Source organism: Microcystis sp. M061S2 (assembly GCF_020245605.1).
GTDB lineage: Bacteria > Cyanobacteriota > Cyanobacteriia > Cyanobacteriales > Microcystaceae > Microcystis.
Window position 1 is genome coordinate 1 of record NZ_JADBUP010000003.1, and the last position, 20,308, is coordinate 20,308.

Annotated in this window: 22 protein-coding genes and 1 pseudogene; 8 read left to right on the plus strand and 15 right to left on the minus strand. The window is 41.2% G+C overall.

All coding sequences use genetic code 11. The features are described 5' to 3' along the window. Positions 1-99 (plus strand): annotated as a pseudogene (locus IM475_RS22905) (IS982 family transposase); the annotation flags it as partial. 103 nt (positions 100-202) lie between these two features. Here IM475_RS22905 and IM475_RS00290 read toward each other — a convergent pair. Together IM475_RS00290 and pcrA are read right to left on the minus strand one after the other, a co-directional pair. Continuing rightward, on the minus strand, positions 203-634 hold the full coding sequence (locus tag IM475_RS00290) for a CAAD domain-containing protein (protein ID WP_110578193.1): 432 nt from the start codon (positions 632-634) through the stop codon (positions 203-205). Positions 635-1,116: 482 nt separating this feature from the next. Beyond that, the gene (gene pcrA, locus IM475_RS00295; protein WP_287726238.1) at positions 1,117-3,438 is read right to left on the minus strand and encodes a DNA helicase PcrA; all 2,322 of its coding nucleotides are present in this window, start codon (positions 3,436-3,438) and stop codon (positions 1,117-1,119) included. A 325-nt stretch (positions 3,439-3,763) separates the two neighbouring features. Here pcrA and metK point away from each other — a divergent pair, with 325 nt between their 5' ends. Then, complete coding sequence (gene metK / locus IM475_RS00300; RefSeq protein ID WP_287658014.1) at positions 3,764-5,014, plus strand: methionine adenosyltransferase; 1,251 nt, start codon at positions 3,764-3,766, stop codon at positions 5,012-5,014. A 161-nt stretch (positions 5,015-5,175) separates the two neighbouring features. On the opposite strand, the gene IM475_RS00305 is transcribed toward metK, so the two are convergent. From IM475_RS00305 to IM475_RS00340, 8 genes are all read right to left on the minus strand, one after another. Beyond that, on the minus strand, positions 5,176-5,958 hold the full coding sequence (locus IM475_RS00305) for a hypothetical protein (RefSeq protein WP_287726240.1): 783 nt from the start codon (positions 5,956-5,958) through the stop codon (positions 5,176-5,178). Then, positions 5,955-7,175, minus strand: a complete 1,221-nt coding sequence (locus IM475_RS00310) for a hypothetical protein (RefSeq protein ID WP_287726243.1) — start codon at positions 7,173-7,175, stop codon at positions 5,955-5,957. Before IM475_RS00310 ends, IM475_RS00305 begins: the two co-directional genes overlap by 4 nt. A 5-nt stretch (positions 7,176-7,180) precedes the next feature. Continuing rightward, positions 7,181-7,573, minus strand: a complete 393-nt coding sequence (locus IM475_RS00315) for a MerR family transcriptional regulator (protein ID WP_287726244.1) — start codon at positions 7,571-7,573, stop codon at positions 7,181-7,183. 84 nt (positions 7,574-7,657) lie between these two features. Beyond that, positions 7,658-8,212 carry a phycobiliprotein lyase gene (locus IM475_RS00320; RefSeq protein ID WP_004160041.1) on the minus strand — a complete coding sequence of 185 codons (555 nt, stop codon included), beginning with the start codon at positions 8,210-8,212 and terminating at the stop codon, positions 7,658-7,660. Positions 8,213-8,239: 27 nt separating this feature from the next. Continuing rightward, entirely contained in the window at positions 8,240-9,223 is a 984-nt protein-coding gene (locus tag IM475_RS00325) for a glycosyltransferase family 2 protein (protein WP_287726245.1), read from the minus strand. A 29-nt stretch (positions 9,224-9,252) separates the two neighbouring features. Beyond that, positions 9,253-10,470 (minus strand): glycosyltransferase family 4 protein, encoded by a 1,218-nt coding sequence (locus IM475_RS00330; RefSeq protein ID WP_287658019.1) that lies wholly within the window; start codon positions 10,468-10,470, stop codon positions 9,253-9,255. Positions 10,471-10,472: 2 nt separating this feature from the next. Further along, a complete protein-coding gene (locus IM475_RS00335; protein ID WP_287726246.1) occupies positions 10,473-11,432 on the minus strand; it encodes a GDP-mannose 4,6-dehydratase in 960 nt (319 codons plus the stop codon). Between the two features lie 14 nt (positions 11,433-11,446). Then, on the minus strand, positions 11,447-12,367 hold the full coding sequence (locus tag IM475_RS00340; protein WP_287658021.1) for a glycosyltransferase family 2 protein: 921 nt from the start codon (positions 12,365-12,367) through the stop codon (positions 11,447-11,449). 271 nt (positions 12,368-12,638) lie between these two features. Between IM475_RS00340 and IM475_RS00345 the strand changes: the two genes are divergently transcribed. Beyond that, positions 12,639-13,622 carry a glycosyltransferase family 2 protein gene (locus tag IM475_RS00345; protein WP_287658022.1) on the plus strand — a complete coding sequence of 328 codons (984 nt, stop codon included), beginning with the start codon at positions 12,639-12,641 and terminating at the stop codon, positions 13,620-13,622. Positions 13,623-13,753: 131 nt separating this feature from the next. After that, positions 13,754-14,110 carry a dihydroneopterin aldolase gene (folB, locus tag IM475_RS00350; RefSeq protein ID WP_108935286.1) on the plus strand — a complete coding sequence of 119 codons (357 nt, stop codon included), beginning with the start codon at positions 13,754-13,756 and terminating at the stop codon, positions 14,108-14,110. On the opposite strand, the gene IM475_RS00355 is transcribed toward folB, so the two are convergent. Then, the gene (locus tag IM475_RS00355) at positions 14,097-14,639 is read right to left on the minus strand and encodes an NADPH-dependent FMN reductase (protein ID WP_287726248.1); all 543 of its coding nucleotides are present in this window, start codon (positions 14,637-14,639) and stop codon (positions 14,097-14,099) included. The genes folB and IM475_RS00355 overlap by 14 nt on opposite strands. A gap of 160 nt (positions 14,640-14,799) precedes the next feature. Here IM475_RS00355 and IM475_RS00360 point away from each other — a divergent pair, with 160 nt between their 5' ends. Further along, the gene (locus tag IM475_RS00360; RefSeq protein ID WP_287170795.1) at positions 14,800-15,126 is read left to right on the plus strand and encodes an antibiotic biosynthesis monooxygenase family protein; all 327 of its coding nucleotides are present in this window, start codon (positions 14,800-14,802) and stop codon (positions 15,124-15,126) included. On the opposite strand, the gene IM475_RS00365 is transcribed toward IM475_RS00360, so the two are convergent. The 3 genes from IM475_RS00365 to rseP form a co-directional block, all read right to left on the minus strand. Further along, positions 15,123-15,731 carry a rhomboid family intramembrane serine protease gene (locus IM475_RS00365; RefSeq protein WP_149976247.1) on the minus strand — a complete coding sequence of 203 codons (609 nt, stop codon included), beginning with the start codon at positions 15,729-15,731 and terminating at the stop codon, positions 15,123-15,125. The two genes, IM475_RS00360 and IM475_RS00365, sit on opposite strands and share 4 nt — an antisense overlap. A 69-nt stretch (positions 15,732-15,800) precedes the next feature. Next, positions 15,801-16,457 (minus strand): endonuclease III, encoded by a 657-nt coding sequence (gene nth / locus IM475_RS00370; RefSeq protein WP_287726254.1) that lies wholly within the window; start codon positions 16,455-16,457, stop codon positions 15,801-15,803. Beyond that, positions 16,457-17,548 carry an RIP metalloprotease RseP gene (gene rseP, locus IM475_RS00375; RefSeq protein ID WP_287658025.1) on the minus strand — a complete coding sequence of 364 codons (1,092 nt, stop codon included), beginning with the start codon at positions 17,546-17,548 and terminating at the stop codon, positions 16,457-16,459. The genes nth and rseP overlap by 1 nt, the downstream gene beginning before the upstream one ends. A 149-nt stretch (positions 17,549-17,697) precedes the next feature. Between rseP and IM475_RS00380 the strand changes: the two genes are divergently transcribed. The 3 genes from IM475_RS00380 (at position 17,698) to IM475_RS00390 (ending at position 19,687) form a co-directional block, all read left to right on the plus strand. After that, entirely contained in the window at positions 17,698-18,261 is a 564-nt protein-coding gene (locus IM475_RS00380) for a bilin-binding protein (protein ID WP_287726249.1), read from the plus strand. 179 nt (positions 18,262-18,440) lie between these two features. Beyond that, complete coding sequence (locus IM475_RS00385) at positions 18,441-19,031, plus strand: PAP/fibrillin family protein (protein WP_002747500.1); 591 nt, start codon at positions 18,441-18,443, stop codon at positions 19,029-19,031. Positions 19,032-19,246: 215 nt separating this feature from the next. After that, positions 19,247-19,687, plus strand: a complete 441-nt coding sequence (locus tag IM475_RS00390) for a DUF4164 family protein (protein ID WP_287726251.1) — start codon at positions 19,247-19,249, stop codon at positions 19,685-19,687. 150 nt (positions 19,688-19,837) lie between these two features. Here IM475_RS00390 and IM475_RS00395 read toward each other — a convergent pair. Further along, positions 19,838-20,308, minus strand: a 471-nt coding sequence (locus IM475_RS00395; protein WP_287726252.1) for a tetratricopeptide repeat protein, incomplete at its 5' end; no start/stop codon positions are given.

Genomic DNA, 20,308 nt, shown 5'->3' on the forward strand with positions numbered 1-20,308 from the left:
AATTTTTGCGTTAATCTTCTCTGTGGTTTGATTGCTTACTGTCACCAGCCGAAAAAACCCTCCTTGAAGATGGAATGGGCTTTACCCCCCGCTGCTTAACCCGAACTGGGGTTACTTATGCAAGAACTCTAGTGTAAGCTGTTGTGCAAAAACAAAGGAGTTGAGCGGAAACACTCAACTCCTTTGTTTTCTATGCTTGATTCTATAAAGTGTTATTGTGACTGCCAAAAACTTGCGCTTTTAGTGCATCAATTTCGGCTAATAACTCGCGACGATTTTCATCCTTGAGCAGATAGCGCCAGACAAACCAACCAGTATAAACGATCCCAACTAATTGTAGGATAGGAGCAAGGAGGGGAATATCATCGATCGCATCTAAAACCGCTAGGGTAACTTTCACGGTGACAAAACTCGCTAAAATTGCCCCCAGAACGATTAAAGGTTTTTTGTATCCAGAGAAGAAACTACCGATATAATCGGGGACATTAGCCAGATAGGACATCACCGAATCCCAAACTGGTTCTACATATTCAGACCAAATCTGTTCGGTGCTGCTGCTGCTGGGTTTGCTCAGAGACCCGGGTGAATCCGTTCTAATCGGATTTTTGGTCTCGGTGGGTTGCATTGATTCCATATTAACTGATCCTCATCATAAAGGTTAGACAGTGCGCGAATACGACCAACGGGGGTCAATTTTAACAGACTTAATAGACTAACTCGCTGTTGCCCATATTATCGGATAATTGCGATAGTAGGCGGAAAGTTTCTCAACAACTATTAAGAATCAAGGATTTAGCTTCTCAATTTTATCGTCAGTCTGACCGCAATTCTCTATTCTAACAGCAGGTAGCGATCGGAGTTGAGGAATCAGGGGGTGTCAGTTATCAGTGAACAGTAATCAGTTATCAGTGGGGAGATAGGGAGTAAAAAGCCGGTGGGTTACGGCGAATACTCAATTTTTAGTCAGAGTATAACTTATTTTCGCCTAACCCACCCTACTGGACTGTTTCAGCTAAAATAGGGCAATAGATTTCGGCTTAAAGTCTTAGATTATAGAATTTCTAGCATTTTTCTAATACACCAAATTAGCTGAAACAATCCACTACAGATGATTACCTATTCGTGGATAAGTTGCATGGGTGCGGTGCGAGGATCGATGATTTTCTGACCTAAACCCGAAAATTTGACCGCTAGATTCATTTTTTTGCCCGTACCGAGAATATGGGTCACTTCTCCTTCTCCAAAAGTAGAGTGTAACACTCGATCGCCTACCTGCCATTTTCTTTGATCGGAGACAGCTTTTTCCATAGGAACCACTTTTGGGGTCTTTTTCGGTTTCAGGTTGCTTGTGAGCAATTCTGGGGGCAATTCCTGCAAAAATTGGGAAGCTACCTTCATCTCTTTATTCCCCCAGACATATCTTTCTTTTGCGTAGGTTAAAAATAATTGTTCCTTGGCCCGAGTCACTCCCACATAACACAAACGGCGTTCTTCCTCAAGGGCAATGGGATCGTTTAAACTACGATTATGGGGAAAAATGCCCTGTTCTAAACCGACTAAAAAGACGATAGGAAACTCTAAACCTTTGGCGGAATGAAGGGTCATTAACGAGACTTTTTCTTGACCTTCCTGAAGATTATCTAAATCCGAGGCTAAACTAGCATTAGCGAGAAATTCCTGGAGATTGGTTTCTTCGTTTTCCTCTTGGAATTGTACGACGGCGCTATACAATTCTTGAATATTCTCGATGCGGGTATCAGCTTCCTCGGTTCCCTGCTGTTTTAATTCATCGATATATCCCGAATCTTCCATGATTTTATCTAGGATTTCACTAGCGGATAAATCGGTGATTTTTTCTTGCAGGTTTTGGATAATTTTAGCTAACTTATTGATGCTTTTAGTGGCACGACCGGCGAGAGTATTAACGGAAGTTTCATCGCTGATAATTTCCCATAAAGGTACTCCTAATTCTTGGGCAGCTTTGAGCAAATTATCGATTGTGGTTTTACCGATACCGCGCCGGGGAGTGTTAATAATTCTCAGTAAACTAACGGTATCGGCAGGATTAGCAATCACTCGCAAATAAGCGATCGCATCTTTAATCTCCTGTCGATCATAAAATTTAAATCCCCCGACAATATTATAGGGGATATTATTGCGAATTAAGCCATCTTCAAAGGGGCGAGATTGGGCATTAATTCGGTAGAGAATGGCAAAACTACCCCAATTTAATTCGGGGTTTTCTTGGGTAAATTCTCGAATTTTATCGATAACAAAAGCTGCTTCTTCCTGTTCATCTCTGGCTTTAAAAACATAAATACTCTCGCCTCCTTCTCTGGTGGGAACAAGGACTTTATCGATTCTTTGACTATTCTTTTCAATTAATTTATTGGCCGCTTGCAGAATATTTTCCCGTGAACGATAGTTTTCCTGTAGTTTCACCATCGTGCGAGTATCATCATCGGGTAAACCATCGCCAAAGTCCGCTTGAAAATTGAGCAGAATAGTGAAATCTGCCATCCGAAAACTATAGATAGATTGGTCGGCATCACCTACCACAAAAATCGATCGATCCGTCCAATTCCACTCACTTTTTTTCGTTTCACCATTGGTGGACAAAAGCCGAATTAACTCGTACTGAATCCGGTTAGTGTCTTGGTATTCATCGACTAAAATATGCTTAAATTGCGTGTGCCAATAACCGAGAATAGATTCATTTTGCTGAAAAAGACGGACTGGAACCAGTATCAAATCATCAAAATCTAGGGCATTATTTTGTGCCAATTGCATCTGATAAGCCTGATAAACCTCAGAAATAACCTTTCCCCGAAAATGAGGGTTTTCTCTGGCGTAATCCCTGGGAGTTAACCCTAAGTTTTTGGCATTACTAATCGCATAACGTAGATTGCGAGCATCAAATTTTTTATCGTCTAAATTCATCTGTTTAGTGACGATATTTTTCACTAAACTTTGGGCATCAGATTCGTCCATAATTGAAAAATTCCTTTGCCAACTATGACCATATTCATCCTGATATTTATTAATGTCATAGCGCAAAATCCGACCACAAAGACTGTGAAAAGTCCCGATCCAGAGTTTTTTAGTATAATTACGATAAACTTGAGAAAAGAGTTTTTTCTGTTCGTATTCTTCTAAAAGTTCTAATCTTTGACCGTATTTTTCCTGTGCTTTCTGTTGAGCAAAAGTTTTTTCAATTCTAGTTTTCATTTCCCGGGCCGCCTTATTGGTAAAAGTGACCGCGAGAATATTTTCCGGCTCGACCCCGTGATGACGGATCAAATGGGCGATACGATAGGTTAAAGCGCTAGTTTTTCCCGATCCTGCTCCAGCAACCACCAACAAGGGGCCGCAAAAATGCTCGACAGCAAGGCGCTGAGAAGGATTGAGTTGTTCTAAATAATCGGCTGTGACTGTCATAATCTTTCCATATAGCTCTGCGACCTCTATTAATCAGGCTACATCATCGAGACGGGGATCGGGCATTAGTCAACCCCTTCAAGAAATAAAAATTTTTTGGGCTAGTTTGTTTCAAATCGCTCAAGATTCTAAGTTGTCCTCTACAATGGAATTAGCGGAGACGAAAGTTTCCGTTCACTCCTCACACCACACTCCGTCCGGACAATGTTCGGGCGGTTTCTTATTGAAAATACTCGATCTCTACAAATTCCCTGTTACACTGTATGATCAAAGATTTCTTGGAATCTTTTTGCGTTCAAATGTACTATTACATGAGGGACATCACTTGTCTAAACGTTATTTGTTCACCTCGGAATCGGTTACAGAGGGACATCCCGATAAAATTTGTGACCAGATTTCTGATACCATTCTCGATGCTCTGTTATCCCAAGATGACCACAGTCGTGTAGCGGCTGAAGTGGTTGTCAATACAGGGTTAGTCTTGATTACTGGTGAAATCACCTCGAAAGCACAGGTTCATTTCGTCGATTTAGTTCGCAAGAAAATCGCTGAAATCGGCTATATCAACGCAGATAACGGCTTTTCTTCGAATAGTTGCACCGTTTTAGTCGCTTTAGACGAACAATCTCCCGATATTTCCCAGGGTGTCACGGCTGCTCAGGAAAATCGCGAACTTCTCAGCAATGATGAACTCGATAAAATTGGTGCGGGAGACCAGGGTATTGTCTTCGGTTTCGCTTGCAATGAAACCCCCGAATTTATGCCCTTACCGATTAGTTTAGCCCACCGCATCGCTCGCCGTTTAGCGGCAGTCAGAAAAACGGGTGAACTGTCCTATCTGCGTCCCGACGGTAAAACGCAAGTATCGGTCATTTATGAAGATGGTCGTCCCGTGGGTATCGATACTATCCTTGTTTCTACCCAACACGATGCTACTATCGGCGATATCACCGATAATGATCTCGTCCAACAAAAGATTAAAAGTGATCTCTGGGAAGCGGTAGTACAACCGGTCTTCAGCGATTTAGAGATTAAACCCGATGCCAATACCCGTTATCTGGTTAATCCCACCGGAAAATTCGTCATTGGTGGACCCCAAGGCGACGCGGGATTAACGGGACGGAAAATTATCGTCGATACCTACGGTGGCTATTCTCGTCACGGTGGCGGCGCTTTCTCCGGTAAGGATCCTACCAAAGTCGATCGCTCCGCGGCCTATGCTTGCCGTTATGTGGCCAAAAATATCGTCGCTGCTGGTTTGGCCGATAAGTGCGAGATTCAAGTGGGTTATGCGATTGGGGTAGCTCGTCCGGTGAGTCTCTTCGTGGAAACCTTTGGCACTGGCAAAGTCGCCGATGATGTGATTCTGGACTTAATCAATAAATACTTTGAACTCCGTCCGGCCGGTATTATCCAAACCTTTAACCTGCGCGGTTTACCCTCGGAAAGAGGCGATCGTTTTTACCAAGATGTGGCCGCTTATGGTCATTTTGGTCGCAATGATCTCGATTTACCCTGGGAAAAAACCGATAAAGCCGCTATCCTCAAAGAAGCTTTGACTTCTGCGCTGGTATAGGGTTAAAAATTAACTGAAAATTTTGATTGAGGAGTAGAGTTTCAGGCTCTATTCCTTTTTTATACTAAATTCGTTGAGTATAGGCTACTTATGAGAAGAGGCAAAAGCGGGAATAAATAATCAGATTTTCTAACCTGAAGATTAATCTTCAGTATGCTAGGCTAAAATCTGAAAGAATAACCAATTTTTAGCTTTAATTGACTTTGATCATGGCTATTAGTGGCAATATCTCCCTCGATACCGAAATCGATCACACCTTGACGATTAATTTGCTGACGAATTCCCATTCCAGTGCGAATTAAAACCCCACCATTACTATTATCGCTGGTAATTACGCCCAATTCTGCTAAAAAAGTTTGATCGAAGCGTTTCGGATAACCAATCGGTCGGGAGTAACCGAGAATTGCAGCGGGTAAAAAAGATCGATCGCCGTTATCGGGGTCAGTTTTTATGTTTAAATCGAGATTAAGATGTAAGCGATCGAATTGACCAACAGTTTTACTGGCAATTCCCCGCAGACGAAAATCTAATCCCCCGGCGTTATTTCCTGTCGGTAATCCTAAATCAGCACGAATAGCAAAAGCGGGAACATTATCGTATTCACGATTGAAATTATAGAAAAAACCTACAGATAAATTTCCCACATCAAAACTTGTATCATCACTATTAACTCGTCCTCCCACTTGCGGATCGATGCCGATAATAATATGACCATTGCGAATAATACCGTTGAGGTATTCAATATCAAACTCACCACCGACATTGCTGTTTTCAGGAAAGACTAGACTTCCTCCAAATTCTATCGATTGTTCCCCAAAACCCATACTTTCAGCATCATCAAAAGAAAGGGGACGACCGGAATCAAGATTGTTATGATCGTTGGCAAAAACTGGATTAGTAAAACTGGCGACCAAACCCACAGCAATCAATAAAAATCTTATCATTTTGTCGGTTCCTCTTGATCATTGCTGTGGTCAGGTTTTTTCTCCGTATTAGGAGGGTTTTCTGGAGAGTAATTTTCGTGGTTATGGTGTTGGTGATCTCCCCCCTCATGTCCCTGAGAATTATCAGGTTTTTTCTCAGAATTATCAGGATTTTCGTGATTATGACCTTCGTGAGAAATATCTGTTGGCATTAATCCCATCCCCGGAATTCCTGACTGAAAACGATGATCATGTAGTCCTTCACCACCATAATTTTTTCCTGCTTCCATTTCCCGATGATTAGCAGCCATTACTAACCAAATAGCGCGGGTAATTTGTTCGTCTTTTTGTTGGGGAGTTAGCCAATCTGATGCCAGAATATCATTAACCATATCGTGCAACATATGCAGGTTATCAAAGGTGTTAGATATTGCGGGAAAACGTCGGGCAAACTTGGGACTAAGTCCAGCAAACATCGGCATAAAAGCTCGATCGGTGCGATATAATTCCTTAGTATGGTATTGTTTTCCCACCTGTTTATAAGCCTGTTTTTGTTCCTCTAAAGTTTTCTCATAAAGCAAGTCATACATGGTTCCTTGTAGCCAATGGTAGCCCCAAAATAAGCCATTAACTTTCGGATATTTCTGCCGAAAAGCTTTAGAATAGGGCTGGGAATCCAGATAACCCATATTCATCGGTAATCCCGTGATAGCATAGGGAACTTTTGTCAAGTAAAATTGATATAATTTTTCAATTTCTGCTTCTTTTTCCTCGTTGGTTAATTTGCTGCTGGCTAAAACATCAACGGTTTGAGCATGGAAAATATGCGCCCACTCGAAAACCTGTTCTAAAACACCGTATTTTCTGCCAAAAGTTGGAGAAATATTACCCTCGTCGGGCATAAATTTAGGCGGATTTTTTAAAACCCAATTAATTTTTTGGTATGTCTTAGTTTCTAAATCTTTCGCTTTTCCTGTTACGATATCTTCGTAAGCAAAGGCATGACCAACAGCGATCGCATTCAAGTCTAAAGCTAAATCTCTGACATTATAAATTGCATTGTTATAAACCCCTCTTTGGGGATAAATATGATTACGTTGCTTGTTATACATCCAAGCTGGTATATTGTCAGGAATTGCTTGTAAAGTCTGAGGTTGAGGTGACTGAGTATGTAAATGTTGAGCAATTACGGGAGTAGAAATAAGTGCTACAATTGCCAATAAAATTAACTTTTTCATGATAGTTAAACCTTGAGATTAGGGCAAATAAATTGATCATCTTTTGCTGGTGTATCCGTCCATCCTTGCAGGGTTTCGGTTAATTGTTGACGCAATAAAAGCAATTGTTCCACTTGTTGATCGATCTCAGCAATATGTTTAATTAATTTTTCTTGAATATCTCCACAGGGTAATTCTCCATGGTCATGAATTACTAAACATTCGCGGATCTCTTGCAGACTTAAACCCAAAGATTGTAATCTCTTGACAAATAGCAAGCGATGGACAGTATCGGGAGTAAATAGGCGAAATTGTCCCTCTGTCCTCTCAGGAGAATGAATTAGTCCTAATTCCTCGTAATAACGAATTGTTTTAATTGAAACGCCACTTTCTAGGGAAAGTTGACCGATTTTGAGCATTATTTTTGCTCCTTAATCCTATCGTTACTCCATGATAAAATCTCCCCTTGACTGGAGAATCAAGGGGGGAGAAGAAATATTTTTTTAACTGACTTTACACTCAACTCCAAAACCGACCAAGAGAACTTTTTCTAAGGGTTCTCCCTCCTGGGGACGTTGATAGTTAATAATTTTGCGAATTCGCAGGTCTGGATTGATTAAAGTAATTGAATCCACGGAAACACTGCGAGTATAATTAGTGGTCATTAATAACTCTCTGGTGGTGGAATCAAAGCGAAAAGCGGAGATAATTGGTCTTGCTTCTTCGTAGGCGCGATCACGAAGATAATCCCCTTCTAAATAACCATTATTTTCTGCTTTAACCACAAATAAAAGATTAAGATTTTGTCGTACTTCTTCCCCTTTTTCCGAGATGGTATAGAAACCTAAATTAAACCCGGGGATACTTTCTAAATCGGCAATATCAGGATAGTTATTATCTGTCAGAACTTTCTGTTTAATCTCCCTGGTGAGGGGTTGGATGAGAAATTCAGTGCGGGAACGTTCCACTTCTTGAGCAGCTAGATAATGATAGGTTCTTTCCGTTTGCCAACTACCGACACAATAGGCAAAAAATTGCTGAAAAACTTCGGTATTCATAGATGTAATTATCCTCTTGTCAGTCTCTTAATTTTGAGTTATTTTATCAGTAACTTGTTCCCGATTTTCAAAACCATAACAATCTCGAACCAGATAAAGTGGCCTACCCTTTACTTCTTCATAAACCCTGCCAATATATTCGCCAATAATACCAAGAGTGAGTAGTTGAATTCCTCCTAAAAATAAGACAGCAACCATCAGAGAAGCGTATCCGGGTACATCGATTCCTAAAATAATAGTCCTGAGAATTAAAAAACTAGCATAAACAAGACTAACAAGTGCAATGATAAATCCTACATAAGTCCAGACTTTCAGAGGTAAAAAACTAAAAGAGGTAATACCATCAATGGCAAAATTCCATAATTTCCAGTAATTCCATTTAGTTTGTCCTTGATACCGGGGTTCTCGATCGAATAAAATTGATGTCTGTTTATATCCCACCCAAGCAAATATTCCTTTCATAAATCTTTGACGTTCGGGCATCTTTTTAATTGATTCTACCACTCGGCGATCAATCAAGCGAAAATCTCCCGTATTAGGGGGAATAGGAACCCGACTTAATTTATTAATGACTTGATAGAAACCTTCTGCGGTGAAACGTTTCAACCAACTTTCGCCAATTCTAACCCGACGGGACGCATAAACCACATCATAACCCTGCTGCCATTTTTCGATCATTTCGGCAATTAATTCGGGGGGATCTTGTAAATCAGCATCAATAGGAATGACTGCCATTCCTTGACTGTAATCAATTCCTGCTGACATGGCAATATCTTTACCAAAATTACGGGATAAATTAACCACTTTAATTTGTGGGTAACGTTGATGATATTCCACGAGATTTTTGAGAGTATTGTCACGACTACCATCATTAACGCAAACAATCTCATAACTGGTATTTAGTGTCTCTAAAACCGCTAAAAGTCGCCCAAAGAGAGCATCGATATTTTCTTCTTCGTTATACAGAGGAACAACAACAGATATTTTCACCGGTATTTGATTTGATAGCATATTAATTTACAAAAAATTAGAGAAATTGTCTAACAAATATCAGCAACTAAAACTTGTTCGTACTTAGCAGCTGCTTGCTGCCAAGTATAATGATCTTCGATTAATTTGCGAGCATTTCTAGATAATTTTTCTCGCAACTCTGCCGATTCAAAAAGACTACTAATCGCCGTACAATATTCCTCAATACTATTAGCTCTTAAGGCTGCTAAAGGAACATTATTTCCTGCCACTGTTAACCCTTCTAAACCTCGATCGCTGGCCACCACTGGCACTCCCGCAGCCATTGATTCTAGGGTTTTATTTTTAATCCCAAAACCCGAACGCATTGCCACAACACAAATAGTAGCATGATGAAGATACTCGGCCATAGATGGAACTCGACCTGTGACAGTGATTTTAGAATTTTTTGTTAATTCTATGACCGATGGAGCAGGATTGGAACCAACAAGTATCAGAGTAACCTCAGGATATTTTTGTTGTAAAATAGGGAAAACTTCTAAACTGAAAAAGCGTACTGCATCTATATTAGAACTGTAATCTAGGCCTCCCGTCATAATAATTTGATAACCACTGGGATCGGTTTCTCGATAGGGGAATAGTTCCAAGTCAACGCCGTTGGGAATTACAATAACAGGGCGATTAATGTTCAACTCTTTCATCTGCTCCTTGTCTTCGGAAGTGGTGACAACTATAGAGTTAAATTTCTGACAAAATCTCCGTTCGTAACGTTCGAGAAGTGGTAAATACAATGTATCTCGAATAGGATTAGGACTGACTCCTATTTCTAATTGATTTTTGCAGGTTCTATAGGCTGAACTATGTATATTTACTATAGTTTTAAGCTTTTTTTGCCAATGGGGACGGACAAAGATCTCATTGACGCTATGCTCACAAGTAATAACATCAAATTTTTGACTATCAATGGCATGATCAAGCCAAACTTGAATATCAGCACTATATACTTGTCGAACGTTGGGAGGAGTACCCTGCATGATAAAATCATAAAAACGATTTATTTTGCCTAAAATACTAGGGTTGGGAGAATTGGAATAGGGAAATATCTTTACCTCCTTAACAAATCTTTCCAAAGCTTCAATCTCAGTCCTACTAACATCCGAACTTGGTCGAGTCAGGATCGTCACTTCATGATTCTTACCTAGGTGTTTTAAAAGATTGAAGGTTCTAACTTGAGTTCCCCCTCTGGTGGGTGGATAGGGAAAAGTAGAACTAATCATTAAGATATTCATAGCTATTTTTCTAAACGATTTTCTACCATCATGCGGACAATATCGGTCATTTTGTATCGTGCTTGCCAACCTAATTTTTCCTTAGCTTTGCGGGGATTGCCGCGACTAATGGCTAAATCTGTTGGTCTTAATAAACTTCGATCAGAAATTACATGATCTTGCCAATTTAAGCCAACAGTAGCAAAAGCTGTGGCGACAAAATCCTCCAGTTTTGAACTTTCTCCCGTGGCAATGACGTAATCATCGGGTTGCTCCTGTTGCAGCATTAAATACATCGCTTCAACGTACTCCGGCGCCCAACCCCAATCCCTTTGAATATCCATATTTCCTAAGTGTAAAGTCTCAGGACTTCCCTGGGCAATTCTAGCCACGGCAGCGATAATTTTTTGGGTAACAAAGCGCTCGGGACGTAGGGGAGATTCATGATTAAAAAGTATGCCTGAACAGGCAAAAATTCCGTAGGCTTCTCGATAATTAGCCACTTCCCAAAAAGCCGCCGATTTGGCCACAGCGTAGGGACTGCGAGGACGAAAAGGGGTATTTTCATCGGCAGAATTATCGCCGATATCCCCGAAACATTCACTCGATCCTGCATTATATAATTTAATTTTTGCTCTGGTAAATCGAATTGCTTCTAAGAGATTTAAGGTTCCCGTGGCAATACTTTCTAAGGTTTCCACTGGCTGCTCAAAAGATAAACCGACAGAACTTTGTCCAGCCAAATTATAGATCTCATCGGGCTGAATTTTAATTAAGACCTGTAGGACACTGCGAAAGTCATTCAGTGCCATTGATTCTAGTTTTACCTGTTCCTTGATTCCCAAACGTTTCAGGTTACTAAAAGAGGACATTTGGGCATCCCGGGAGGTGCCACAAACTGTATAGCCGGCTTTTAACAGTAATTCGGCTAGGTAGGCTCCATCCTGCCCCGATACACCACAAATTAACGCTTTTTTACCCATTTATTTACAATAATTTACTTTTGAAGGTTTAACATCGCCTTGGCGGCCTCGCTTAAATAACCGATTTGTCCGTAGGCATAGAGAAGATTATCAAAGCTTTTAGCAGGATCATTGATAAATTTGACAGATTTAACTAATCCTCTCGCCAATCGCTCACCTCCTCGCCTAAATTGAGCCAATCCCGTCCTTCCTGCCACTTCTTCCCGGTAGTGTTCGCTGATGCCTTGCCACCAACTGCGACGCATAAACCATTGACGATTGATTCTTTCTGGGGCAACATTGTGTTCCACCAATGCTGCGGGAAAATAGCCTACTTGCCATTCCTGGGCGAGTGCTAGTTCTGTAGTGTATAATTCCTCGTTAGAGAGAAGTTTTTTGCCAATTCTTCCCAAATTAGGGTCAAAACCGCCAATTTTCTCCAAGAAATCTCGCCGAATCGAGTAATTAACCCCTCGCGGAGTTAAATTCGCCTGGCTGATGTATACCACATTGTCGCCCAAATCGAAAGCCCCTAAACCCGCTGCTAACTCATCGGATAACCAATTGGGTTGACTGTAGCCTTGCGGCCAAATTAAAGTGACTTTTCCCCCCGCTACTGCCAATTTTTCGTTATTTTCGTAGGCATTTAACAGAATTTGCAACCATTGAGGACTTGCGATCGCATCGTCATCCAAATAAGCTAAAATCGGCGCTCTAGTTTCCTTCGCCCCGCGATTTCTGGCGGTAGATAGCCCTAAAATAGGTTCGTAAACGTATTTTAGCCGCCCATCTCCCAGACGCGACTCGGCCACTTGACGGGTTTTATCGGTAGATGCGTTATCAACCACTAAAATCTCACAATCTGGGCAGGTTTGCGCTAAAAGACTATCGATCGCTGCTGCTAGGTAGTGATCGCGGTTGTGGGTACAGATAATCCCTGCTATTTTAGGAGCCATGGCTATCAAGGTTACTCATTCAATACCCTAAAACTTAACATTCCTTTGGAAAAATGTAAAAATGCTTTTTTAACCTGGAGACAGGAGACAGGAGATTGCTTTTTACTGATAGCGTTTCTCGTAAAGATGAAGTATAACCTAATTTGGTATTGACGACCGACTCCCCAAAAGGAAAACTTCCTATCTCACCATTAAGATAACTGCTATAACACTCTCCACTGATAACTGATTACTGATTACTGATTACTGATAACTGATTACTGAAAATATTATGCCGAAAGTAACTGTTTGTATTCCCACCTATAACCGCGCCGATTATCTCAGCTATTCGATTAATAGTGTCTTGGGGCAGACTTATGAAGATTTTGAGTTAATTGTTTGTGATGATGGTTCTTCTGATCATACCCCAGAAGTGGTGGCAGCATTTCAGGATTCGAGAATAATTTATCTACGTCATCCCCAAAATCTTGGTAGAAGTTTAAATATGCGATCGGGTTTTACGGCTGCTCGGGGAGAATATTTTATTAAATTCGATGATGATGATGGACTAACTCCCGAATTTTTAGCGAAAACTGTCCCTATTTTAGATCAAGAAAAAAAGGTTGATTTTGTCTGTACCGATCACTGGATTATTGATAAATTTGGACAAAAAGTTACGGCTGCCACCCAAGAAAATTCAGCGAAATGGGGCAAAGACAGATTACAACAAGGGATTATTCCCGATTTAGAAAGACAAACTTTTTCCTATCAAAGTTTACAGGTGGGTTCGACTCTTTTTCGTTATCAATCTTTAGCCGATGTGGATTATATGCGCTCTCAAGCTGATGGTTGTGAAGATTTTGATTTATTGGTGCGTTTAGCTTTAGCGGGAAAACAAGCTTATTTTCTGCCAGAATTATTAATGGAATATCGTTTTCATGGCGGTCAAACTAGCTTACAACAAGCGGTTCACTTTTTGCAAGCAAAATTGTTTTGTACAGAAAGTTATCAATTTAATGATGTAAAATTAGAGGAAGAAAGAGTGAAAAAGGCGGCTTTTTTACAGGAATCTTTGGGAATAAAATTAATTGAAAAGGGAGAAACCGAAGCTGGGCGAGTTTTAATAGAAAAAGCCTCGAAATTGTCAGGAAAATCCCGACGGGCTAGACTGGGTTTACTGCTTTCCTATTTACCTCTAAACTTGAGAAAATTAGCTTTTCAAGGTTTCCGTCAACTACGCCCCAAAGATTACGCCGAACAGGTGAGAGCCGTATAAACTATAATTTATAGCAGTTATCTTAATGGTCGGCTAGGAAGTTTTCGTTTTCGGGAGTGGGTCGTCGATACCAAATTGGGTTACACTTCATCTTTGTGACCAACGCTACCAGTTTTTTAATTTAACTATCTATGGATACTATTCACGTTACAGGAATTCGTGCCTACGGTTACACAGGATATCTGGCCGAAGAACAGGTTTTAGGTCAATGGTTTGAGGTGGATTTATCCTTAGAAGTTGATATCAGCATTGCTGGCAAAAGTGACGCAATTGAAGATACCCTAGATTATCGACAGGCGATCAAAATTGTCAAACACCAGATTGAAACCGGCAAATTTGCCCTAGTGGAAAAGTTGGCCACGGTTATCGCTGAGGATATCCTAAAACTCGAGGGAGTGCGACAGGTAAGAGTACAATTATCGAAACCTGCCGCCCCAATTCCCAATTTTACTGGTAAAATCACCATTGATATTACTAGATCTCGTTGAGTTTACGGGTATTATCGACTAAACTTCGCGCAAAAGCGTCAAAACGTTGGGAAAGCTTCTCGTCAAGGATTTTTCCTTCTTCGTTGAAGACTTTCCACGCTTGTCCTAAGCTAATTTGTTCGGGAATTACCCAAGCATGAACCCAACGGAGAATAATTCTTAAATCATTGAGGGCGTTACTATTGGATTGGCCGCCTAAAACACTGATTAATCCGGCAACCTTTCCCGATAACTCCTCAAAACTCATTAAATCTAGGGCATTCTTCATCACACCACTGACACTACCATGATATTCTGGTGTCGCCAAAATTAATCCCGCTGCCGATTTAACCGTTTGCTGCATTTTGGCCACATCGGGATAGTCAGAATAGTCATCTCCCCCGTTACAGAAGGGTAAAGAGAGTTTTCTCAGGTCAATTATCTCCGTTTCTACTCCTAACGTCTGTACTCGACTGATAGCAACTTCTAACGCCATCGTACTATAGGATCCCGGGCGTAAACTGCCATTAATACCAACGATTTTAATCATGGAAATTATACAAACTCATAACGACTACATATAAGCTAACAAAAAAAGAGACAATTGGGGAAGCTTAGTTAAAAAAATATGTCGATGGGGCGGAGAGAGCGATCGATCTAAGTTTTAATGGGAGTAGAAAGAAAGATTTATTCCATTTCCCCTCATTGCCATGCCAGAATTTCTCGATTTTCTCAAACATAAATATGCCTATGTGGCTATTGGTGAATTTAAACCGGGGTGTTTTTCCGAGGCCCAAAAACTCTACGAAAAGGCCGTTTCCACCTATTCTACGGGATTCCAGGGGGCTTTTCTGTTGCAAAAACCCGGAACCGACGAAGGAATTGCCGTAATCATCTGGGATAAAATCGATGATATGGAGGCAAATAAAAGCGAAGCCCATGAATTATTGCTGAAATCCATGGGTCCTCTGTTTGCGAAACCTCCTGTCACCGATTTTTACGAAGTATGTAGCGAGATAGAAGGTTCCCCCATTTAGGGATAATGTTTCTTTTCGGTGGCGATTAATTTGGCGGCTAAAACCCCGCCTAGAAAACCGAATAAATGTCCTTGCCAAGAAATCCCCGGACGGGAAGGCAAAACGCCCCAAATTGTGCCACCGTAGAGTAAAAAGACTAAAATTGACAAGAGTATAGAAGGAATATTTCTTTGGAAATAGCCCCGCAGTAATAAAAAACCTAAATAGCCAAAAATCAAGATACTTGCCCCGATATGGATGGATCCGGGAGCAGCAAATAACCAGACTCCTAACCCCCCCACCAGCATAGTTAACCCGGTCACAATAAAAAAGTCACTGGTTTCCTGTAACATCACCAACCAACCGAGAATCAGAAAAGGAACCGTATTAGCAATAAGATGGGGAAAGTCACCGTGTAGGAAAGGTGCGAAAAGAATACCCCGCAATCCGATGACTTGATGGGGAATAATCCCAAAATAGTCTAAACTGCCCCGAAAAACAAATTGATCTAAAATCTCTAATAGCCAAAAAATCGCCACAAAGGTAGCGAGGATTATTGCTTGGGTTTTTATTTCTTGCCGTGATCCTTGACTCATAAGATTGATGGATGAGCTATTTTTTCCCATTATAGCCCCCCACATCAGTTATCAGTTATCAGTGATTCAGTTACCAGTTATCAGGTGTGAGTTTTCAGTTTACTGTTTACTGTTTGCTGCGGGACAAAGAGGGGCTAATTGACAGGAAAAACAAGCGGGATTTCTTGCTTTACAAACTGCCCGGCCGTGGTAAATAATACTAATAGAAAAAGTTTCCCAATCCGGTTGAGGTAGTAAAGCCATTAAATCCCGTTCAATTTTCACCGGATCGTTATTAGTAGTTAAACCCAAACGATTACTTAATCGCTTAACGTGGGTATCTACTGTAACCCCCTCAATAATCGCGTAAGCGTGGGCAAGTACCACATTAGCGGTTTTTCTAGCTACTCCGGGTAAAGTTAATAATTCCGCCATTGTCTTGGGTACTTCTCCCTGAAAATCCTTAAGAATTTTTTGACAAGCACCCTGAATATTTTTGGCTTTATTGCGATAGAATCCCGTGGAACGAATCAGGGCTTCTAACTCCTCTCGCTCAGCAAAAGCTAAGGATTTAGCATCGGGAAAACGAGCGAATAAAGCAGGAGTCACCTTATTTACCCGCTCATCAGTGCATTGTGCCGAGAGAATCACTGCCACCAATAACTGCAGAGGAGTTTGATAATTTAAGCTACAGGTTGCCTCTGGATATAATCGCTTTAGGTTGCTTAAAATCTCTAGGGCGCGCAGTTGAAGCTTAGTTTTTTTTCGCGGGGCGATCACTGGAATAAATCCTGAAAAACTGCTAGGTTAGCCGTGTCGCGCACGATTAAGAAAACTCCTAATCCTAAGAGTAAAACTAGACCTGTTTGCATGATGTTATCTTGCAGTTTAGTTGGGAGAGGTTTACCTACCAAAGCCTCGATTAATAAAAATACTAATTGACCGCCATCAAGGGCAGGTAAAGGCAGAATATTAATCACCGCTAAGTTAATACTAATTAGGGCGGCAAATTGAAAAAGATTACCCGCATCATTACGAGCGATCGCTGCTCCGTATTCAACAATTTTAACCGGTCCTGCTACCTGTTGAACACTGTCTTTGAAGTTACTAACTAACTGCCCAAAACCTTGCACGGTTAATACAATTAATCGTTGAAATTCACCCGCACCTAAGCTAAAAGCTTGACCAAAATTATCGGCTTTCAGGCGAGTTTCTTCACCGTTGGGAGCCAATCTCACCCCAATTTTACCCTGACCATCACTTCCCAATTCAGGAGTAACGATTAAATCGAGAGTTTCTGTCGGGCGTTTGATGGTTAATTTTAGGGGTTGATCGGGGGAAGATTGAATAATGTCACGGAAGTCAATAACGGCATTTTGAGAAGCACCAAGGGGCTGATCATTGATAGCGAGAACAATATCACCCGCTTTCATTCCCGCTTGTTTAGCGACGGAATTTTCAGCAGTGAAAACCTCTGGAATAATTACCCCTTCTTGATAGTTAATTTGGGGAAAACCCACCGTAGCGACTTGGGTAACAAGCAAAAAATAGGCAAAAATTAAATTAGCAATTACCCCGGCACTAATGACGATAGCTCGATCGAAAACGGGACGATTGCGTAATAAATCAGGATCGTTATTGGGAATTTGACTATCGGGATCGTCATCGGGAAAACCAACGTAACCCCCTAAAGGAATGGCGCGGAGGGCGTATTCTGTTTCTTTACCTTGATATTTAGCTAAAGCTGGACCAAAACCGATGGAAAAGCGATTAACATGGATAGATTGCCAACGAGCAGCGGCAAAATGACCTAATTCGTGAACGACAATTAATAGGGCAAGTACACCGATCGCTATTAAAACTGACATGATGATCAAAATATAATGACTTAGCTTTTGTTTATTGTAAGCGATCCTCCCAAGCAGATTGCAAAAAATCTTTAGTTATCGCTAATTTTTCGATCATTTATGCTAAAAGTGATCTTAACCGCCTAATCTGACCCAACGGAGAGCGATCGATGCCTTTGAGTGAGCGCGCCCAGCAATTAATCCCAAAAGCGAAAATCATCAGTTTCGCTAATTGGCCCTATCAGCAAGCAGCGATCGCTATTTGGCAACAAGCGGATGATCAAACTCGCTATCTCGACGATAGCGATTTAGATACTATCGTCAATTTAGAGCCTGATTTACTGGTTTCTAGTCAGCAAGCTCGAAAACTGCGGGATAATGCTAATAGCATCGTCGATAACGCTCGTCAGGCTTTATTAAGCCAATTTCCCACCATTTTTCAACCCGGAGGCGATCTTCATCCACCCCACCGCGCCGAAGCTTGTTGGCGTGATTTCTGGAACTTTTTACGCTGTATTACCTACGGTGTCGCCGGACAGCAGATTCCCTACACCAGTGCCGAGGGATTGGAAAATATGCGTCTTCTTTACCAAGAATTGCAAGTACCATTAGGGGCGATGATTTCGGGGTTAGAAGCCTTAAAACAATACAGTTTAGATTATTTTAGCGACTCAGAAAAAACCGCAATTACTCCCTATTTCGATCACTTAATTACGGTTATGAAAAAGTTTTAAAACCGAGGCATTTAATCCGTGTTAAAATAGTGAGGCCAACAGTTAAAAATGCCGCTCACCGAGGTTAAAACTCCGTTGAACCCATGAAATCATCGGCGCGGGTAGGCCTCTTCGGGCCACCAAAAACCTCGATCGAGTGCCTGGCGGGTCGAGGTACTTTATAAAATGAGGGAGATTCTATGGATGCCAAAGCGAAATTACTAGAATTGATCGCTGGTAGAAATCGCGGACTCCTGGCCACGGAAAGCGACCGCGTGCGGATTTTAGCGGCGATCGAACAATTGGAGGACCACAATCCCCATCCTCATCCCCTCGAAGTTAAACAACTATTAGGGGGCAATTGGCGTTTACTATTCACCAGCAGCCGCGACATTCTGGGACTAGATCGCCTACCTTTTTTTCAATTGGGGCAAATTTATCAATATCTTGACCTGAACAAGGCCAAACTCTACAATATTGCTGAAATTACGGGCGTACCTTGGTTAGAAGGAGCAGTGATCGTCGCCGCTACCTTTGAACCCACCTCCGAGCGTCGGGTTATGGTCAAATTTGAGCGCTCGATCCTCGGTCTGCAACGTTTTCTCAATTATCATTCTCCCCAAGAATTTATCGACGCGATCGAAAGTGGCAAAAAATTTCCTCCCCTCGATTTTTCCTTCAATAATCGTGAACAAAAAGGTTGGCTCGATATCACCTATCTCGATGAAGATCTCCGCATCGGCCGCGGCAGCGAGGGCAGCGTCTTTATTCTGGCTAAGGAAAAAACCTAACTTAAGTAGGTAGGCGTTAAAAGTTGTCAGATCCCCCCTTATCAAGGGGGGATCAAGGGGGGATTAAAGGCAAAATCCATTTTTAATTTAATTATAACCAGCTACTTATTACCATAAGACTAAATACTAGGCAATAGGTAATCAGTTTCTAATAACCAGATTTAGGATTAAGATAAAATTATTGTACTATCATTACTCCCAGGAATTTTACCAAAATGTCTAACGAAACTGTTACTTATAGTCTTGAATCTGTACTCAAGGAAATCAAAGACAGCATCAAGGAGGTTAACCAAAAAATCGATACCCTACAAAGAGATGTCACCCAAAAAATCGACACCTTGCAACAGGATGTTAACCAGAAATTTGACAGCCTACAGAAGGAAGTTAACCAAAAAATCGACACCTTGCAACAAGATGTTAACCAGAAATTTGACAGCCTACAGAAGGATTTTAACCAGAAATTTGATAAGATTGACGAACGGCTAACTAAGCTAGAGGTAGGACAAGCAAAACTAACTGAGAAAGTCGATGGGATGGATAGAAGAGTAGAAAAGGTGGAAGGAACCCAAAAAAATCAAGTTTGGACGTTAATTATTCTTTTAGGAGGAGCGATCGGCACAGCAGCATGGCGCTCTTTCTTTTCTGGTAATCCTTAGAAATATTACTATAATTTCTCACTTTAGGGTAGTTATGAGGGGAAATTAGCAGATGTCAAACTCAGGTTAAAAATAAGGGATGTCTAACCAATTTACAACTAAAGGAAACTTAACCACCCCCAGAAAGAAAGCAACGATTAAGGGATATTTTCAGGTTTCTAATCTCCGAATTTTATTATCGCAATCTTGAACCTTTGCTGCTAACCCCAATGCTTGATATAATTCCCGCGCTTGAAGATATGCTTCTTTCGCTTCCGATATACGTTTGAGTTTATAGTAGGTAAGTCCCAGACTAAACCAAGCTTTCGCTTCACCCCCCCGATCACCGATTTCCCGTGTGATTGCTAAGGACTGTTGAGAAAACTCGATCGCTTTTTGGTATTCTCCTAGGGAATAGTAAACAGCGCCTAAATTATTGTAGGAATTCGCTTCACCCCCCCGATCACCGATTTCCCGTTTGATTGCTAAGGACTGTTGACAAAACTCGATCGCTTTTTGGTATTCTCCTAGGGAATTGTAAGCATTGCCTAAATTATTGTAGGAATACGCTTCACCCCCCCGATCACCGATTTCCCGAAAGATTGCTAAGGACTGTTGATGAAACTCGATCGCTTTTTGGTA

Coding starts and splice junctions, on each gene's coding strand:
- IM475_RS00355 (WP_287726248.1), bottom strand. CDS start 14,639: ATGATTAAAATCGTTGGTATTAATGGCAGTTTACGCCCGGGATCCTAT.
- IM475_RS00335 (WP_287726246.1), bottom strand. CDS start 11,432: ATGGGTAAAAAAGCGTTAATTTGTGGTGTATCGGGGCAGGATGGAGCC.
- IM475_RS00330 (WP_287658019.1), bottom strand. CDS start 10,470: ATGAATATCTTAATGATTAGTTCTACTTTTCCCTATCCACCCACCAGA.
- IM475_RS00380 (WP_287726249.1), top strand. CDS start 17,698: ATGCCTTTGAGTGAGCGCGCCCAGCAATTAATCCCAAAAGCGAAAATC.
- folB (WP_108935286.1), top strand. CDS start 13,754: ATGGATACTATTCACGTTACAGGAATTCGTGCCTACGGTTACACAGGA.
- IM475_RS00360 (WP_287170795.1), top strand. CDS start 14,800: ATGCCAGAATTTCTCGATTTTCTCAAACATAAATATGCCTATGTGGCT.
- IM475_RS00290 (WP_110578193.1), bottom strand. CDS start 634: ATGGAATCAATGCAACCCACCGAGACCAAAAATCCGATTAGAACGGAT.
- IM475_RS00320 (WP_004160041.1), bottom strand. CDS start 8,212: ATGAATACCGAAGTTTTTCAGCAATTTTTTGCCTATTGTGTCGGTAGT.
- IM475_RS00340 (WP_287658021.1), bottom strand. CDS start 12,367: ATGGCTCCTAAAATAGCAGGGATTATCTGTACCCACAACCGCGATCAC.
- IM475_RS00365 (WP_149976247.1), bottom strand. CDS start 15,731: ATGGGAAAAAATAGCTCATCCATCAATCTTATGAGTCAAGGATCACGG.
- IM475_RS00310 (WP_287726243.1), bottom strand. CDS start 7,175: ATGAAAAAGTTAATTTTATTGGCAATTGTAGCACTTATTTCTACTCCC.
- IM475_RS00325 (WP_287726245.1), bottom strand. CDS start 9,223: ATGCTATCAAATCAAATACCGGTGAAAATATCTGTTGTTGTTCCTCTG.
- IM475_RS00315 (WP_287726244.1), bottom strand. CDS start 7,573: ATGCTCAAAATCGGTCAACTTTCCCTAGAAAGTGGCGTTTCAATTAAA.
- IM475_RS00390 (WP_287726251.1), top strand. CDS start 19,247: ATGTCTAACGAAACTGTTACTTATAGTCTTGAATCTGTACTCAAGGAA.
- pcrA (WP_287726238.1), bottom strand. CDS start 3,438: ATGACAGTCACAGCCGATTATTTAGAACAACTCAATCCTTCTCAGCGC.
- rseP (WP_287658025.1), bottom strand. CDS start 17,548: ATGTCAGTTTTAATAGCGATCGGTGTACTTGCCCTATTAATTGTCGTT.
- IM475_RS00385 (WP_002747500.1), top strand. CDS start 18,441: ATGGATGCCAAAGCGAAATTACTAGAATTGATCGCTGGTAGAAATCGC.
- IM475_RS00305 (WP_287726240.1), bottom strand. CDS start 5,958: ATGATAAGATTTTTATTGATTGCTGTGGGTTTGGTCGCCAGTTTTACT.
- IM475_RS00345 (WP_287658022.1), top strand. CDS start 12,639: ATGCCGAAAGTAACTGTTTGTATTCCCACCTATAACCGCGCCGATTAT.